Source organism: Streptomyces sp. NPDC059718, assembly GCF_042733315.1.
Lineage (GTDB): Bacteria > Actinomycetota > Actinomycetes > Streptomycetales > Streptomycetaceae > Actinacidiphila.
The window spans coordinates 20,446-36,419 of the sequence record NZ_JBHWGA010000063.1 but is presented as its reverse complement, the minus strand read 5'-3'; the positions used below and the strand labels follow the sequence as shown (position 1 = coordinate 36,419).

Here is a 15,974-nt window from a genome sequence, read left to right as displayed (position 1 = left end):
GGAAAGAGTTCGGCCAGTCGGCATGGGCGTAGGCCAACAGAAACCATGGGGGTGTGTCTCCTTGGAGCGTCGCTGGGGGGCACTGCACGGGTGAAGCGCCCCGATGAGCCCCCTGCCGGCTTCCGGCGGCATGAACCTCGCGATGGCGTCGCGAATCATCAAAACCCCGAAGCGGATCCAGGAGACCCGGCGCTCTGCCAGGGGCTCGAGCACCATCGTCGGTGCTGATCATCCAGCTCACCATCCGGGATACCTCCGGACGGCCCAGTGAACCGCCCCGGGTCTCGTCGAGGCCCTGCCCCCCGTTGCGTGGAGCCGGGATAGCCGATTTCACGCTGCCCGTGCTGCACGTAGCTCGCACTCCGCTGGACTGAGCATGCCCAGGGCAGAAGTGCCCTGCGTTGCCGGTTGGGGCGGAGAGTTGTTGAAGGGTCAATTCTCCACCCCTCCGACTCCACCAGCCCAGGACAGACCACTCCATCGCTCCCGGTGCGGTTCACCACGTGCAGAGGGCAGCTATGTGGGAGATGATGCAATGGACGGCTGCACCCCTACCCCAGTCGCGTGTGCCTAGCGCTACGACGCAAGGGAGACAGCTATGTGGGTCGCGATCTTGCTTGCTGCACTGGCCCTGCTGCTCGCTCTTGCAGCAGTTGTCTTTGTAGTGGTTGGTCGCCACGCAGATAGCAATGGGGGCCTGACCGAGCGGGTCCGAAGTATGGCTGGGCTCCTGGCGGTTGTGGCGAGTGACGGCGCGATTGCCGGTGCGGCGGCCGTGGGCATTGACAGAGCCTCAGCAGACAGCAATCAAGTAGTCGCACTGCTCACGAGCGCGTTTACCGCTATAACCGCCATAACGACGGCATACTTCGGCATAAAAGCGGTTTCAAATACCGCGGCAAGCGCTCTGCACAAATGCGAGCAGGAAACGCCCAGGAAACCCACATGAAGTCGGTCGAGGATCTCCACGCGGACGCGGTGAGCGGCTCTCCTTTGCCTGATCCCATGGTGTTGGCGCCAGTCACGCGTTTCTTTGACGGTGAGATGCTCCTTGCGCAGGGCTTGGAGCCCTGCGGGGTTGCAGGTCGGCGGAACACAGCCGCCTCGATGTCAGTCAGACCTCACAGCCGGCCGGCCGGGGCCAGGCGGGCTCGAAGCACCACGTGAGCGCCCAAGAACGCGGCACGCTGCTTGCAGTCCTCCTGACCGGCTGCGGCGGCCGCTTTCCATGTCATCCGTCCGGCCGCCATGGTGTCGCCGGGTCTGGTGGCACGTGCGCACCGGCCACGGGCCACGACCGACCGCCCCCTCATCTGCCGTCACCGCCGGCGGCAGGCGACTGCGGCTGCTATGTGCGCAAGTGAGGCCGGGCTGCCAAGACCTGGTACCGGACGTGAGGACTTTTGTCCTTGTGGCGGAGTCCACCATCCGCAATCTCTTCCCTTCAGGAAGGCGCGATGACGGTGCAGCAACAGCAAGCTACGATTCCGACGGTTCTGGTGTACGAGGACGACCCCGGTTTTCCTCCGCAGGTCAACATGCCCGTACCGCATCCCGTTCCGCAGCTCGACATACTGCCCTTCCCGACGGCCATCGCGGAAGGCATGCCGCAGCCGGACGGTGCCGGGCCGGGTACCGAGGCCTTCCGGTACTGGGTGGCGGCCGATGCGCTCAGCAGGACCAGCCAGACCTGGGGTCCGCTGGTTCCCACCGCAGCGCAGTGGTATCCGACGGTCGGCCGCACCCTCACAGCGCACCTCAACGCAGGAGACGACCTCAACGCCTTCTACAACCGTGAAGGCCTGTGGTTCTTCCGCCACACGGTGGCGGGTGTCACGGTCGCTGCGTGCGAGAGCTCCGAGGTCGTCGAGCACGAGGCGGGGCATGCGGTCCTCGACGCTCTGCGCCCTCAACTGTTCAACGCGGCGAGCGCAGAGGCGGCCGCCTTGCACGAAGCGTTCGGTGACATCAGCGCGCTGCTGACCTCGCTCCGGCTGGAATCACTGCGGCTCGTGGTACTGGCCGAGACCCAGGGCGACCTCGAACTGTCCTCGCGGGTTTCGCGGATGGCCGAGCAACTGGGCTGGGCGATCCGCCAGAACCACCCGAACGCGGTCGACGCGGACTGCCTGCGCAACCTGTCGAACAGCTTCTTCTACCGCGACCCGGTGAACCTGACGCCGAACGGCCCCGCGAACACGCTCTCCAGCGAGCCGCACTCGTTCTCCCGGGTGTTCAGCGGCGCGTTCCTCAAGGTCGTCGCCGGGATCTTCCGGCAGCAGGACCTGCAGGATCAGGCGGGTCTGGCCGCGGCGGCCGAGATCGCGGGGCAGCTGCTGGTGGATGCCGCTGTGGCCGCGCCCGTGGTGTCCGCCTACTACGCACAGGTCGCCGGTCACATGATCGCCGCGGACCAGCGCCGGTACGGCGGCACGTACGGTCAGTCCCTGCGCTCGGCGTTCATCCGTCACGGCATCCTGTCCCTGGAGGCCGCAGCGTCCATCACCGAGCCGGAGGTGGCACGCCGAGGCGCCGGCATCGCCGAGGCGGCGCCGGGCGGTGGTGACGACCAGGGGCTCACGGCCGTCACGGTCCACGGGGCGACGTACGGCGTCACTCAGCCCATCACCCTCTTCGCCCCGGCAGAGGAACGACGGTTCGGCATCGCAGGCTCCGACCCCGCCGGCGGCTCGGTGCGGCCCGCCGACCCCGAGCGCGTCGCCACGTCGTACCTGGAGGACCTCTTCCGCCGCGGCCGCGTCGACGTACCCGCCGAGCACCGCTCCGAGGCGGCGTTCGTCGACGACAACCCCTCCCGGCTCAAGACGCACGAGATCACACGGAGCACGACCGACGAGGGTCTCGCCTTGGTCCGGCGGTGCTTCGACTGAGCAGTTCAGCAGAACTCAACGGACAAAGCGCAGACGGCGGACGGAGAGCCGTCCGTCGTCCCCGCGCTTGATGACGTGCGTCGTCCTGGGCGTCGGCTCCTCCCCCTCGAACACCGCCTCGCCCCGCGCCAGCAGGTCGCTGATGAACTTCTCGGTTGCTCGGCGCTCGGCGTCATCGCCCTGCCCGCCTCCATCGGTACCCTCCGGGCCTTCATCACTTTTTGCACCCATACAGTGCACTTTATTTCGTTGACGCCGGAATGCGTGGCTTCGTTCATTTCCAGGAACAGCGTTTGCCGATGGGCTGCGGAGGCAGTGGGATCGCGGGCGTCGAGGAGAAATGACCGCACGCGCCCGGTCTCAACGAAGGCTGCATCGCCGATCACCACACCCCTCACGTCCGCGATGTTCCGGCAAGGGGGCGGTGAGGGCCGACTGTGCTGGGAGAGCTCCCCCAAGGACCCGTCGGAAATTCTTGACGCGTCGGAGATTTCCGACCTATCGTTTCGTCATGCCTACCGACGTGTTCGGCGTACTGGCCAACCCTGTTCGTCGCAGACTGCTCGAAAGGCTGCGTGAAGGGCCTCGCTCCACCAGTGAGCTGGCCGCGATGTTCGAGCTTGGCAGACCCGCGGTTTCCGAGCACCTGGCGGTGCTCCGTACCGCCGGGCTGGTGCGCGAGGAGCCACGTGGCCGGCACCGCTTCTACCACCTCCAACCGGCCCGCCTGGCCGAGGTGAGCGAGTGGTTGCACCCATTTGAGCACTACTGGAAGCAGCGCATGGACGCGCTCGCCGATCTTTTGGACGAGGAGAACCAAACGTGACCGAGAACAACACGATCACCTGCGAGAAGTTCCTGCCCCACCCCCCGGCGGCGGTATGGAAAGCCCTCACCGACCCTGACCTCCACGCCCGCTGGTGGGCGGCCGGTGACGTCCAGCCTGTCGTCGGGCACCGCTTCACCCTCGACATGGGCACCTTCGGCAGCCAACCCTGCGAGGTGACCGAAGTGGACGACCAGCGACTGCTGACCTACCGATTCGCCGAGGGCACGCTCGACACCACCATCACCTGGAAGCTGCAGCCGGAAGGCAAGGGCACCCGCCTCCTCCTCACCCATGCAGGCTTCGACCTCGACTCACCGATGGGCCGACAGGCATACGACGGCATGGGCAAGGGCTGGCCCCACGTCCTGGACCGCCTCGGCACCGTCCTGGCTGAGAACGCCTGAGCACGAGCTCTTCCCTGGTGTCGATGCGACGATCACCAGCGCGGGCGCAGGTGGGACGGCAAGGCGGGGCTCACCGAGATGACCCACGCCCTGAGGGCGCAGCCGGAAGCTCTGCAACACGCCGTGGCAGGCGCGCTCGCCGGGGGCGGGCACTGTCCGTTCGCGGCCGGGTCGAATCAGGCCCCTTCCGAGGGGACCGGCGTCACGGCCGACGATCCATTGGGCGCCGAGGCTTCGAGCCGGTACGCAGTTGGTCAAGTGGCATGGCTTGGGATGCCGTCGCCGGGTCGTTCGGTCAGTACTTGGCGGCCAGACTGACCTGAGTGTCGCCTCCGGCGCCTTCGAGCCGCCACCGCAGCCACTTGCGGTCGGGCGCGTTGGTGTTCACCGAGAGCCAGTGTCCCGGAACGACCTTGCCCTGCCAGTTCTGGACCCAGAAGCACTCCTGGCCGCTGCACTGCCACACGTCGACGAAGAGAGTGGCGTTGTGCGACCCCTCGCGGCCGACCATCGCGATCCCCGTCCCGAAACCCACGGCCCGATTCGTCCCGCAGGTCGCCCAGTCCCAACCCTGTACGCACGACTGGGCGCCGTTGCAGAACGTGTTCCGGAACCAGATCTGCTCGTCCGTGGCGCGCGCCGCGGGCTCGCCGTAGCCGGCCCACTCACCACTGGCCTGCTTTCCGGCCTCGGGCGGTCCCTGAACCTCGCCCGGAGTGGCGGGAAGCTGGTCGATCGCGCGACCGCCCTCCACGATCGCCATCGTACCGTCGGGGAACGCGAGGATCTGGATGGCGTGGTCGTCCCCAAGTGCCATCGTTGTCTGAACGCGCGGAGGCAGCAGCGCCTGCTTGATGTCGGTGGTCATCGTCATCTCAGACTTCCTCTCTGTGGCCAGGGACGCGCGGCGGCGCACCCTGCCAAGACGAGTGTGCTGAAGGGGAATTGGGGGCCGCCGGTGCGTCCGGTCACGAACTTCCACCCGAACGGCCCCTGTCGTTTTCAGTCTGTCACGGCGCCTGTCGATGCGCTCGCCCGCTGCCCGGGCCGTCGAACCGGCTCAGCATCCCCTTTGAACTGGGCGAAGTCGGCGGCCACGGCGTCGGCGTCGACCGCGAAGCCGGCTCTCATCCAGCCCTTCACTCCCGCAGGACCCCGGGGCAGCCGACGGCGGCGAGGCGCTGAAGCAGGCTGCGGCCGCGAAACTCTCAGCCGGGACCGGGCCGGACTGCGGCTCACCGGTGCTCGCGGCTTGATGCGCTGCGTCCATGGGCAGGCGGTTTCCACCGCTGCCCGTGTGCACCTCGTGCAGCGCCATTGTCCCCAGTTCGCAGCCGCGTGTGGTGGCCGGGGAACCCCTTGCGCTCACATCGGTGACCACATCAGCCGGCACATCCTGCCGAAGGGCTTCACCTGGCGGGACTACCGCGAGCCGGTCGTCCGCGCGCGCGTCCAGCTGGCCCTGTCCACTGAACGGCTCCGTCCCGCATTCGGCTCTGTCGCCTAGTCGGTGGTGGCGCAGCGCGTTGATCACTGGAGGGGGATGCGGTGGCGGAGTAGGGCGAACCGGCCCGGCCGTGTCTCTGCCGCGTGATCCTCTTGGTTCGCGTGTTGACGCCCTCGGTGCGCCGTTGCGAGGGGCAGGGTGAGGCCCGCATTGACCGCGGACCGGTCGAGAGTTCGAGGCCGTTCGCGAAGGCGTGCAGGTGGGGTAGGGCGCAGGCGCGGACGGCTGTAGCCCATTGGTTGAGCCTGGCGTCATTGCCGGTGCTGAGGGTGAGGGGTGCGGCGAACTCTGCGACGAGATAGGTGAGTTCGGTCATCTCGGGACAGGCGGCGAGGTCCCGCACGAGCGCGGAGTCCTTGTCCCGCAGGTTGTCGGGACGGGTCAGGACAAGGCGGGTGAGCCGGCGGGGCGTGGTGACAGGTCGGTCGCTCTCGGCACGACCCTGGGTGATGCAGCGGTCGAGGAGCGTGCGGCTGCCGGTGGAGCCCAGCTCTTTGATCTCGCCGAAGCGCTGGAGCACGAGGACGGCGGGGTCGGCTGTCCGGCGTTCGTGTAGGGGGTCGCGGTAGGGGTCGCCAGGGTGGGCCGGGAGCGCGGTGCCCGACGCAGGGCCGGGGGGTTCGCGGGTGCGTGCGTAGCGTTTGACGCTGTTGAACGATGGATTCAGGCGGCGGCCGCACTCGGAGGTTCTGCAGCGCCCGGAGTAGCGTGGAGATGGACGCCTTCCCAGCAAGCCCATCAGGCACGCCGACAGCGCCCTGGGCCGTATGCGCTGGAGCGAGCCGGAGGAGGGCCACGATGGCCGAGTCCCCGCGCATCTCGTACCTCAAGGTGAACGGTGCCGCCAGAGCCGCGACCGGAGAAGTCGGCATGGCGGGCACGAAGGAGAACAGCCGGCCCGATGTGCTGCTCTTCCAGCAAGGGCTCAAGAAGGTGGTGGGCTTGGACTACTCGTCCGGACCCGGCATATTCGGCCCCGCGACCAAAGCGGCAACGACGAAGTTCCAGCGGTCGCAAGGCTGGAGCGGAGCCGCCGCGGACGGCATCCCCGGACCGGAGACCTGCAGACTGCTGGCCGACGAATCCGGCCTTTTCAAGGTCGTCGATCTCGGCGCCGCCCCCGGCGGCAGGATGCCTTCACCGTGTCCCGGGCACAAGGTCACCCACCCCTTCGGAGTCAGGAACGCGCGCTACGCAGCCGGCTACCACACGGGAGACGACTATGCCGCGCCAACCGGAGCCAAGCTTGTCGCGGTCCGGCCCGGCACCGTGGAGTTCTTCAACGGAGGTGCATACGGCAAGGTGGCCAGACTCCGGGCCGACAACGGCCGCGACTACTGGTGCTGCCACATGGAACGCAATGGAAAAGCGGGCCGGGTCAAGGCCGGCGACGTGATCGGCTACGTCGGCACCACCGGCAACGTAACCGGCCCGCACCTTCACTTCGAAGACCGGCCTCGCAACGCCGGGTACGGCCACGTGCGCAGGCCGCAGTGGTAGCGCAATCCATCCGCGCGCGGCTGGCCGACAGCAGCTGCCGGCAGGGCCCCGACGAGTGACGCCGCAGAGGCAGGGCTGCCGGTGACCGGTATTCCCCGGGGTACTGACGTGGAATGCGCGACGTCGTGTCCGCGGTGCCTGGCAGGGTGTGGCGGGCGCTGAACCGGCGGGGTCACGCGGTGGCCCGCTGCACCGTCGAACGCCTCCTGCCCGAGCCCGGCATCGCTGACCCCCGTCCGGGGCCGGAAGGCAGCCGCGGTGACCGCGGCCTTGTGTGGCTTTCTCTCCTCAGATCGTGAACGGCCGCTGTCGAAGGAAGCGGTTGCTGGGCCGACCGGTCACGAAGAGGTTCGGGCTCTGGGTGGCCGGCATCCGCCTGAGGATCTCGCGGTGGAATGCCTTGTAACCGCCCGGGAACTTGCCGCCGTTCCACACCTGAAGAAGGGTGCCGGTGAACAGGCCGTTACGCAGCCCGTCGGCGGCCAGCTGGTTGTCCTGGCACGCCGAGATCAGCACAGCGCTCGCGCCGAGTTCCCGGCTGTCCCGTGCGTCCAGCTCACGCTGGATGGCGTCGTAGAATCCCTGGTCACGCCGGTAAAGCTCATCCTGCTTGTCCAGGGGCATGAGCCTGGATGTCGTCTCGATCTGGTTGGGGTCGGTCGTCTGGAACTGCTCTTCCATGGCTTCTGGCGTGAGCAGTTGCCGGACCCGCAGCCCCGTTCCACTGTGACAGCAGTCCAGGAAGGCCAGGATGCGAACGCCCTCGGCGAAAGCCTCCAGTTCCTTGTACAGCTCGTCGTCGATGTACTCGCGGTCGAAGAAGCACATCGTCTCATCGAGCCGGTCCGGCTCGTCCTCGGGCCCGTTGATGTCGGGGACTTGCCCGCCATGGCCCGAGTAGGTGAACAGCAGGATGTCCCCCGGCGACAGGACCTTGGCTGCCCTGCGCAGTTCGGTGTTCACGTTGCCGACGGTCGCCTCGGCGGTCAGGAGCATGGTCCGGTCCTTGAACCCGGCTTGTTTGGCGAGCTGTTCCATGTCGCGAGCGTCGTTCTCGCAGGCGATGAGCTTGCCGTCCCAGCCGTTGTACTTGTCAGGGTCGACGTTGTTGAGTCCGATGTGGATGGACATGCTCTGAGCCATGGACTGGCTCCTTCCGTACGAGTGACAGCGCCCCGCGGGTCGCCCGCGGGTACCGAGAGCCGGTCATCGGGCCGAAAGCCCGGCCGATGGAAAGGGCCGGCTCCCGCTCCCTCCCCACTCCCGGCATGATCCTAATCGCCCGATTAGATGCCCAGTGTTCTATGTAGATCTATTTGGGTGATGTTGGGATGCATGCGGGCGTGCAGACACGGGCGGCACGGTAGGTAGCCAGTCATGGCCACTCCCCCCGATCCGTCACCGGATACCGCAACGGCGAGCCGTGAATCGCTGGCCCACCGCAAGGGCTACGACGAGCGCTTCCTCGGGCCGGCGGTGCCGCTGCCCCGGCCGACCGATCCGGGCATCGAAACGGTAATCCTGCCCTACACGCACTTCAGCGTGGTCTTCCGTCCGGACCGGCGCCTGGCAACGGCCACGGCTGTTGCGATCAACGGCGGCGAGCTGATGGACGTGGACCGCAACGACAACTGGCGTTTCGACCCCCGCCTCCCCGAGAGCCAGCAGGCCGGGCACGCGGTGTACAAGGACAACCCGCTGGACAAAGGACACCTGGTGCGCAGGCTCGATCCGGTATGGGGTCAGGCGCCGGAAGCAACCGTGGCCAACGGTGACACGTTCCACTACACCAACGCTGCTCCGCAGATGGACATCTTCAACCAGGGCAAGGAACTGTGGCAGGGGCTGGAAAACTTCCTCCTCGATCACGCCGGGCAGTTCGACCGCAAGCTGACAGTGTTTACCGGAGCAGTCCTTGAGGACTCCGATCCGCCGTACCGGGGCATCCAGGTCCCTCTTCGCTTCTGGAAGGTCGCCGGTTTCATGCAGGACGGCGACTTGGCGTCCACCGCGTACGTCCTGGACCAAAGCCCCGACCTCAGCAAAGACGCTGCCGCCCGGGCCCTGGACGAAGCGGCCAGAGCCGGCGATCCCCCACCGCTGGGCGCCTTCCGCACCTTCCAGGTACCGGTCGCCGACGTCGCAGACATCACCGGACTGGACCTGGGCCCCCTGCCGGCCGCCGACCGCCTGCCTGCCGGGGCCCGCGCCGCCAAGCGCTGGACACAGCTGGAATCGTTCGACGACATCGTCGTATAGGGCCCCGCAGACGCGCCGGGCCTGGTGTCCTCGAGATCCGCAGGGCAACCGGCCGCCCGTGCACGCCACGGGTTGCAATTCCTTGGCGGGAGCACGGACGGCCGCTGCCCCGTACAACGGGCGACCCGACGCTCGGCCCCGACCGGTACGCGGAAGAGGACGAGGCGCTCGCCGGTCTCGCCGCCGGGCACCACGACCTCTCGACCGGCACCATCCGGCCGCGTGACCGGCTGCTCCTGCGGACGCAGACGCATGACCCCAGGCCGCGTCGATGGCAGTACGCCGGGTAACGCCGACGGCGGCCCGGGCAAGCGCCCACCACGCATTCGTATCGGACAGCGGCTCCAACCGGCGCCGCCGGCGCCGGACCGTCCGTGACCAGAACCGGCTGCCGACGCCCTGCCCCGCCGTGCGCCTTGCGTGAGCACCTGTTGGTGCGCCGCCGCGACAGCGCCGGCAGAGCCTCGTCCGACGAGGGGCATGGCACGGGTCGCGAGGTCCCGTGCCCGCGGGCCCGGCCGCCGCCGCAGTGGTGCTGTCGGCAGACAACACCACCCATGGCCGAGCCGGGAGCACCCGGGTGCCCCGGCAAGCAGACCGGAATACGGCTCGTTCCCCGGCCATCGCCCGTACTGCCGGCGCCCTGGTGACCTTGACCCGCGCGAACAGACCCCCTGGCCCCGTACCCGGATCGTCCCCTGCGACCTCCCCATACGATCACCGCCTGGCTTTTCTTGGGGCGCCCCGGCAGATAAGGCCGTCAGCCAGGAAAGGCCCCTTCGAAAGGCACCGAGCCGTGGGGGGGCGTCGTCTACCCGCCGTGGATGACAACGCTGAGTTGCGGGCCCTTGTACCCGGTGCGACGGTGTAGCGGGGGCAACGCCGACTGCCTGGCAACCGACAGCCTTGCAGGTCACGGCATCACGCGTCGACACGCGGCTGAACCGCTCCCCGCCACCCTTGGCGCCTGACGACCCGTGAATCGGCGTGCCCCCATCCAGCCGGGGGGAAGCACACAGAAAGCGGGAAGAACCAATGGCGAACGGCCCCATGGACAGGCGTGCCTTCGGCGAGCAGCCCCATCGGCCCAACGGCCCCGGTATAGGTCACGGTGCCGAATACACCGGCCGCTACGTGGTCCTACTCGACCCGAGCAACCAGGAAAACGGACTGAACGCACTGCGATCGGCCGCCGACATCGCGCCTGTCGAACGCGTTCGAGGAACGGAGACCGGGAATGTCTCCGAACTCCTCGAGCGCCCCGACGTCTCGGTGCTCTTCGAGGAACTCGGCGCCGCCGTCGTCGAGGTACGGCCCGAGCAGCGCCACGCACTGGTGACCACGGCCGAGGCGGAGCCCTCGATCATCGCGGCGGAGCCGGAACGCATGGTCTACGCCTTGCCGATCACCGCCCCGCAGCAGGCACCGACCGAATTCTTCCCCGCCTACCGCAGCGACGAAGACGTGGTCGCCCGCCACACCAGGGCCGAAGTCGCCGCCGTCCAGGGCCCGGCCTGGGACGAGCAGCAGTGGACCTGGGGCCTGCAGGCGATCCGGGCCAACCTGTCCAGCCTGACCGGACGCGATGTGAAGATCGCTGTCCTGGACACCGGCGTGGACACCGACCACCCGGACCTGGCCGGACGCATCGAGGCGACAGCCTCCTTCGTGCCCGGCGAAATCGTCGAGGACGGCCACGGCCACGGAACACACTGCATCGGCACCGCCGCCGGCCCGGCCAACCCCCAGCAAGGACCCCGCTATGGCGTGGCCTGCGAAGCCCGGATCCTCGCAGCGAAGGTCCTCAGCAATGCAGGCAGCGGCACCGACGGCCAGATCCTGGCCGGCATGGCCTGGGCCGTCGCCCACGGCGCGCGAGTGATCTCCATGTCGCTCGGCGCACGAGTCCAACCCGGTGAGCTCTTCCCGCAGACATACGAGAAACTGGCCCAGCGCGCACTCGAACGCGGCACGGTCATCGTCGCCGCCGCAGGCAACGACAGCCGGCGGCCCCCGAACATCGAGCCCGTCAGCCGGCCCGCCAACTGCCCGTCCATCCTCGCGGTGGCCGCCCTCGACAAGGGCCTCACACCGGCGTTCTTCTCCAACGGCGCCATCAACGGCCAAGGCGGCGAAATCAACATCGCCGCACCCGGATGGCAAGTACGATCCGCAGCCCCCAGCGGCGGATACCAGTCCATGGGCGGCACCAGCATGGCCACCCCACACGTCGCCGGAGTCCTCGCACTCCTCGCCCAGGCAAACCCCAACGCCACCGCCGCCGACCTCGTAGCCAGCCTCAAATCCGGCGCCTTCCCGCTGACGCAACCCGTCAGGGACATCGGCGCAGGCCTCCTCCAAGCCCCGTGAACAAGTCGTCCCAACCCGCACCGGTCGGGGTCATCCTCGCAGTCGACCCCGACCGGTTCGCAGACGTGCTCATAGCCTTGCGGCAGGCCGGACTGACGGTCACCAACCAGCAGCCGATCCTCGGCACGCTCACCGGCACCATCACCGAAGACCGGATACCGGCCCTGGAAGCAATCGACGGCGTCGAATCCCTCGACCGGGAACGCACCACCGAACTACCACCCCCCCAATCCCCCATCCAATGAACCCCAACGAACACCCCGGCCAATGAGGCCGCGGCCTGTCCCGGTTCTGCCCAGCGTGACGCTCCCCGAGTAGGACAGGACCGGCAGGCACAGCGGGCCCCCCTACCGCCGAATGAGGCGTGCCGGGTCGATATCGAGGAGGAACGGCTCGGTGACGGTGGTGGTCTGTCCAGCTTGGACCAGGCGGTCGGTGTAGGTGCCGTTGTCGAGGTGCCCAACAGTTGATGTCACGGATCCGGACACGTCGGTCGTGCCGACGGTGATGTCGAAAGCGGCCCCGGCAGGTGATGACCAGCCCGGCGGAGTGGCCGCGCACTGCCTTGCTTGGGCCCCGGACACCGCCGCGGCGTCCGGTATGGCCCCGAAACCAAGGAAGTTGGGACACACTCGGGGTGTGACAACTGCCATCACCACAGAACGGGTCCACCGACGCCCTCCAACTCCACCCGCTCACGCCGAAACGACACCGAAGGCGAAGACGCCCTGACACGGTCAAGGAAGGGACGTTGCGGGTCGACCCGTCGCGCCGCAGGCCTCACGTCCTGATGTTGTAACGCTTCCCCGGAGTCGCCGCCCATTCGTGTTAGTGATTGTGGCTCCCGGCAAAGTTCTGTCCGAAGGACACCCTGAACCCCAAGTGCTTCCGAGACGTGGCAGGGTCACGAGACGGATTCCGATCACTGTGGAGGACCGTGGTACCGCAGAACCAATCCGAGGGCGAAGCGCCACTCGACCTGGGAACCTCGATGACCGACAAGGGCCGCTTCCACGACGCGATCGAACCGCTGCTGCGGGCCGCCGCGATCAGCGGTCCCGCGGCTCAGCGCCGGGCGACGGCGATGGCCCTGCTGCGACTCGGATTCGGACTCGGAGAACGGCAGAGCTTCACCGACGCGCTGCGAGTCCACATTCGGGCGGCGGCGCTCTTCGCCGAACTCGGGGATGTCGAACGGGAACTGCAGTGCCGCATCCTCACGGGCGTCTGCGAGTGGCAGCTCAAAGCGTACGAGAGCGCGATCCAGATCTTCGAATCTAACGCGGAGAAGGCGCTCAGTACGGGCAAGACCGCGTTCCGGGCCCTGGCGATGCTGAGCATCTCCTGCATCCTGGTCGACCATCTGCGCCAGCACCAGCGGGCGGTCCCGTACGCAACCGAAGCCGCGAGGCTCTTCCGGTCGACGGGCCACCACGAGCAGGCGGCCCATGCGCTCCGGCACCTCGACGAGGCGCGGCGCGGAGGGAATGTCTGATGGACCGGTTCGCCCTCTACTACCCGCACATCCACGTCCGCGACGACAACTGGCTCAAGTACGCCGCCCTGTACTGGCCCAAGATGGCCCGGATCCGGCCGCCGGGCTACCCGCTCCAGGACTCGCCCGCCGCACAGGAGCTGCACGCCGCGCGCTGGCTACTCGACTTCGAACCGCCCGCGTGGGCCGCCGCCGAAGTCGCCGAGCCGTTCCTGGAACTGCTCCACGAACACAGCGCCGACCTCCGGGACCGCTTCGGCCTCAACCGGATCGAGACCTGGGGCCTACCGGTCGCCGACGCCGGATTCGGCAACGCGGGCGGGTTCTCCGCAGGCAGGGAGGAGCCCGCCGAAGACGAACCCACCTGGCTCAACCCGCGATTCGGGTACGTCCACACCAGCCGCATCAGCGAGCACCTCCTCGACTCGGCCGTTGACCAGGGGCTCGCGGTCGTCCGCCCGGGCCGCGGCGGGATCTGGGTGGCGATGCACCCCCAGCTGGCCACCGTCTACGTGCTCGCGCTGGCCGAGCAGATAGCCGCCGAGAACTGCCTGCACCCGATCACCGACCAGACGCTGCCGCACACCGCCATGTCCGGCTGGACCTTGGAGCGGCTCACGGCGGCGCTCCTCGACGGCCTCCCGGCAGAGGATGCCGCGGCCCCGCCGGCGCCCGAGGAGGCGTTCGCCTTCCTGGCGTTCGCGACGGTGATCCCCGCGGATCTGCGGAACATCCCGATCGAGAAGATCCTCGAAATCCGCGCCGAGTTCGGGGCGGAACTGGACGCGTTCCGCGAGTTCACGGCCGACCAGGTCCAGCAGCTCGGCGCCATCGAGGACGTACGGGACGCCGGGCTCTACCAGGAGTATCTGCACACCGAAGTCGACCGCGCGGTCCGCACACGGCTCGACGACCTGGACGAGCGCATGCGCGGCGCCGGCCTCGAAACCGCCCGGGCCCTGGCCAACGTCAGATCCGTGGCGCTGCCGCCGCTGGCCGCGGTAGCGGCGAACGCGGTCGGTGTCACGCCCGCGCTGACGGTCCCCGCCGTGGTCGCTGGCTGCGTCGTGGGCGCGCCCCTCCAGTGGCGGCGCAGGCGCCGCAAGATCGCGCAGGAGTCGCCCGTCGGCTATCTGTTCCAGCTCAAGCGGGCCATCGGCCCGGACACGCTGATCGACAAGCTGCGAAGGACATGGCCGCTATGACAGGTGACGACGCCGCTTTCCCCGCGGCCTTTCACAAAGCGTTCCCAGGACTCGACGCCGACTCCGGCCACGTGCTCATCCCCAAACCCGGCACCGATCCGACGGTCCTGGCCCGTGCGGACCGGCAGACCCGGCGTCTCGTCGAATGCCTCATCGGCGAGGCTCCGTCCGACTGCCTGCAGATCACCGCCGTGTTCGCCCTGACGCTGCGCTCCGAGGTGGCACACGTCCGCCACTCGAACGGCCGCGCCACCACCGACGCCACGCCGGGTCCCGACGCGGTCCGACTGGCCCGCGAGCTGCGCCGGACCACCGGCCGGCTGCCGCGCGGGCCCTGGTGGCGGGTGACGCTCGACCTCCACGTCGACGACGGCGTCGAAGCGGACGTCGACTACGACGTGGGCTTCGACTACGGCGACGAGCCGTTCCCCGACGAGCACCTGTTCGCCCCCGAGGACTACCGGGCCGACCTCGAAGCCTTCGACTGGTCGGCGGAGAAGCTCCCGACCTGGCTGTCCGCCTTCGTCAGCCACGACGGCAGACAACAGCGCAGCCCGCGGACGGCCGCCGTACCCGCCGCCCCGCACGGCGCCCGATCTGCACAAGACGTCTCGCCGAACGACATGCCGGGTCTCACCGAGACCTGGTCCCGCTGGGCCGTCCTGTCGGCGGCGTTCGTCGCGGCCGGTTCCGAATGGGGGCCGCGGATGCAGCCTTCGCAGGCTCGGTTCGAGGGCTCGAAACGCGGCGGCTCGACCCTGTCGATGCTCGCGGGCGGTCGCGCCGTGCTCTCCGGCGGCGTCTGGGACGCGCCCAGCCTGATCGAGGCGTATCGCGGTGACGCGCCGCACCCCGAGCTGTTCGCGGGGGCGCCGGCGTGGGTGGCGGATCCGCTGCTCGACGAACGGGGCAAGGTCGGCCTGATGTCCTTCTGTTACTGGTGGGAGAGCGGGCGCTGGCGGCGGGGCGAGTCGCCGCCGGCGGAGGAGCTCGCGACGGCGATCCCCGGCGTCTGGACCGGCGAGACGGTCGCCGACATCGTGTCGAAGCTGGCCCCGCGCGTGACGCGCGACACCGAGGCGGCGGCGCTGCGGCTTGTCACCGCCGCCGAAGGGGGATTCGCCGAGCGCGGCATGCTGGCCGAGGTCTTCGGGAACGGCGCGGTCGCCGATCTCGACGGCGCCTACCACCAGTTGGTGATGGCGGGCGTCACCCACCGCACCGACCTGCCGCAGTTGCCCCGCCACCAGGCGATCGCTATCGTGCGCCGCTACATGCTCGCCCACGACATGGACAGCCCCGACTACCGGGTCGCGGACCTCGTCGCCGACCGGATGGACTGCGGATGGATGGTCTACGCGCCGGTCGCCGCAGGTGAGATGAGGATCGGCCGCGGCATCTTCTTCGTCGCCGACGACGAGGTCCTGGAGATCACGGACAGCCAGAGCTCGTACCCGCACCTGTACGCGCAGCAAGTCGCGGACCGGTACCGCGCGCGGTGGGGTCTGTGAACT

Annotated in this window: 16 protein-coding genes; 12 read left to right on the top strand and 4 right to left on the bottom strand. The window is 68.6% G+C overall.

All coding sequences use genetic code 11. From position 1 onward, the window contains the following. Window positions 1-598: 598 nt before the first annotated feature. Window positions 599-949, top strand: coding sequence for a hypothetical protein (locus ACFV3E_RS41435; RefSeq protein ID WP_500362076.1), 351 nt, complete (start codon window positions 599-601; stop codon window positions 947-949). A 508-nt stretch (window positions 950-1,457) separates the two neighbouring features. Beyond that, the gene (locus ACFV3E_RS41430) at window positions 1,458-2,891 is read left to right on the top strand and encodes a gluzincin family metallopeptidase (RefSeq protein WP_500540936.1); all 1,434 of its coding nucleotides are present in this window, start codon (window positions 1,458-1,460) and stop codon (window positions 2,889-2,891) included. Between the two features lie 15 nt (window positions 2,892-2,906). On the opposite strand, the gene ACFV3E_RS41425 is transcribed toward ACFV3E_RS41430, so the two are convergent. Further along, window positions 2,907-3,122 (bottom strand): hypothetical protein, encoded by a 216-nt coding sequence (locus tag ACFV3E_RS41425; RefSeq protein ID WP_500540934.1) that lies wholly within the window; start codon window positions 3,120-3,122, stop codon window positions 2,907-2,909. 280 nt (window positions 3,123-3,402) lie between these two features. On the opposite strand from ACFV3E_RS41425, the gene ACFV3E_RS41420 reads away from it, so the two are divergent. Both ACFV3E_RS41420 and ACFV3E_RS41415 read left to right on the top strand, forming a co-directional pair. Next, the gene (locus tag ACFV3E_RS41420) at window positions 3,403-3,717 is read left to right on the top strand and encodes an ArsR/SmtB family transcription factor (RefSeq protein ID WP_500540932.1); all 315 of its coding nucleotides are present in this window, start codon (window positions 3,403-3,405) and stop codon (window positions 3,715-3,717) included. After that, window positions 3,714-4,124, top strand: a complete 411-nt coding sequence (locus ACFV3E_RS41415) for an SRPBCC family protein (protein ID WP_500540930.1) — start codon at window positions 3,714-3,716, stop codon at window positions 4,122-4,124. Before ACFV3E_RS41420 ends, ACFV3E_RS41415 begins: the two co-directional genes overlap by 4 nt. A gap of 295 nt (window positions 4,125-4,419) precedes the next feature. On the opposite strand, the gene ACFV3E_RS41410 is transcribed toward ACFV3E_RS41415, so the two are convergent. Then, window positions 4,420-4,998 (bottom strand): hypothetical protein, encoded by a 579-nt coding sequence (locus ACFV3E_RS41410; RefSeq protein WP_500362081.1) that lies wholly within the window; start codon window positions 4,996-4,998, stop codon window positions 4,420-4,422. 868 nt (window positions 4,999-5,866) lie between these two features. Here ACFV3E_RS41410 and ACFV3E_RS41405 point away from each other — a divergent pair. Together ACFV3E_RS41405 and ACFV3E_RS41400 are read left to right on the top strand one after the other, a co-directional pair. Then, complete coding sequence (locus ACFV3E_RS41405) at window positions 5,867-6,187, top strand: hypothetical protein (protein ID WP_500540928.1); 321 nt, start codon at window positions 5,867-5,869, stop codon at window positions 6,185-6,187. 242 nt (window positions 6,188-6,429) lie between these two features. Beyond that, window positions 6,430-7,131: a M23 family metallopeptidase gene (locus tag ACFV3E_RS41400; protein ID WP_500540926.1), complete on the top strand. Its 702-nt coding sequence runs from the start codon at window positions 6,430-6,432 to the stop codon at window positions 7,129-7,131. A gap of 288 nt (window positions 7,132-7,419) precedes the next feature. On the opposite strand, the gene ACFV3E_RS41395 is transcribed toward ACFV3E_RS41400, so the two are convergent. After that, the gene (locus tag ACFV3E_RS41395; RefSeq protein WP_500540924.1) at window positions 7,420-8,274 is read right to left on the bottom strand and encodes a caspase family protein; all 855 of its coding nucleotides are present in this window, start codon (window positions 8,272-8,274) and stop codon (window positions 7,420-7,422) included. Window positions 8,275-8,508: 234 nt separating this feature from the next. Here ACFV3E_RS41395 and ACFV3E_RS41390 point away from each other — a divergent pair, with 234 nt between their 5' ends. The 3 genes from ACFV3E_RS41390 (at window position 8,509) to ACFV3E_RS41380 (ending at window position 12,005) form a co-directional block, all read left to right on the top strand. Further along, window positions 8,509-9,390: a DNA/RNA non-specific endonuclease gene (locus tag ACFV3E_RS41390; protein ID WP_500540922.1), complete on the top strand. Its 882-nt coding sequence runs from the start codon at window positions 8,509-8,511 to the stop codon at window positions 9,388-9,390. A gap of 1,050 nt (window positions 9,391-10,440) precedes the next feature. Continuing rightward, complete coding sequence (locus tag ACFV3E_RS41385) at window positions 10,441-11,760, top strand: S8 family peptidase (RefSeq protein ID WP_500540920.1); 1,320 nt, start codon at window positions 10,441-10,443, stop codon at window positions 11,758-11,760. Then, window positions 11,757-12,005 carry a hypothetical protein gene (locus ACFV3E_RS41380; protein WP_500540918.1) on the top strand — a complete coding sequence of 83 codons (249 nt, stop codon included), beginning with the start codon at window positions 11,757-11,759 and terminating at the stop codon, window positions 12,003-12,005. The genes ACFV3E_RS41385 and ACFV3E_RS41380 overlap by 4 nt, the downstream gene beginning before the upstream one ends. A 102-nt stretch (window positions 12,006-12,107) precedes the next feature. Here ACFV3E_RS41380 and ACFV3E_RS41375 read toward each other — a convergent pair whose 3' ends face one another. Continuing rightward, window positions 12,108-12,236 (bottom strand): hypothetical protein, encoded by a 129-nt coding sequence (locus ACFV3E_RS41375; protein ID WP_500540916.1) that lies wholly within the window; start codon window positions 12,234-12,236, stop codon window positions 12,108-12,110. Window positions 12,237-12,751: 515 nt separating this feature from the next. On the opposite strand from ACFV3E_RS41375, the gene ACFV3E_RS41370 reads away from it, so the two are divergent. Genes ACFV3E_RS41370 through ACFV3E_RS41360 form a run of 3 tightly spaced genes read left to right on the top strand, consistent with a single transcriptional unit; the run spans window position 12,752 to window position 15,971 of the window. Then, window positions 12,752-13,255, top strand: coding sequence for a hypothetical protein (locus ACFV3E_RS41370; protein WP_500540915.1), 504 nt, complete (start codon window positions 12,752-12,754; stop codon window positions 13,253-13,255). Continuing rightward, a complete protein-coding gene (locus ACFV3E_RS41365; protein WP_500540913.1) occupies window positions 13,255-14,460 on the top strand; it encodes a DUF6236 family protein in 1,206 nt (401 codons plus the stop codon). The genes ACFV3E_RS41370 and ACFV3E_RS41365 overlap by 1 nt, the downstream gene beginning before the upstream one ends. Continuing rightward, window positions 14,457-15,971: a hypothetical protein gene (locus ACFV3E_RS41360; protein ID WP_500540911.1), complete on the top strand. Its 1,515-nt coding sequence runs from the start codon at window positions 14,457-14,459 to the stop codon at window positions 15,969-15,971. The genes ACFV3E_RS41365 and ACFV3E_RS41360 overlap by 4 nt, the downstream gene beginning before the upstream one ends. Window positions 15,972-15,974: the final 3 nt, after the last annotated feature.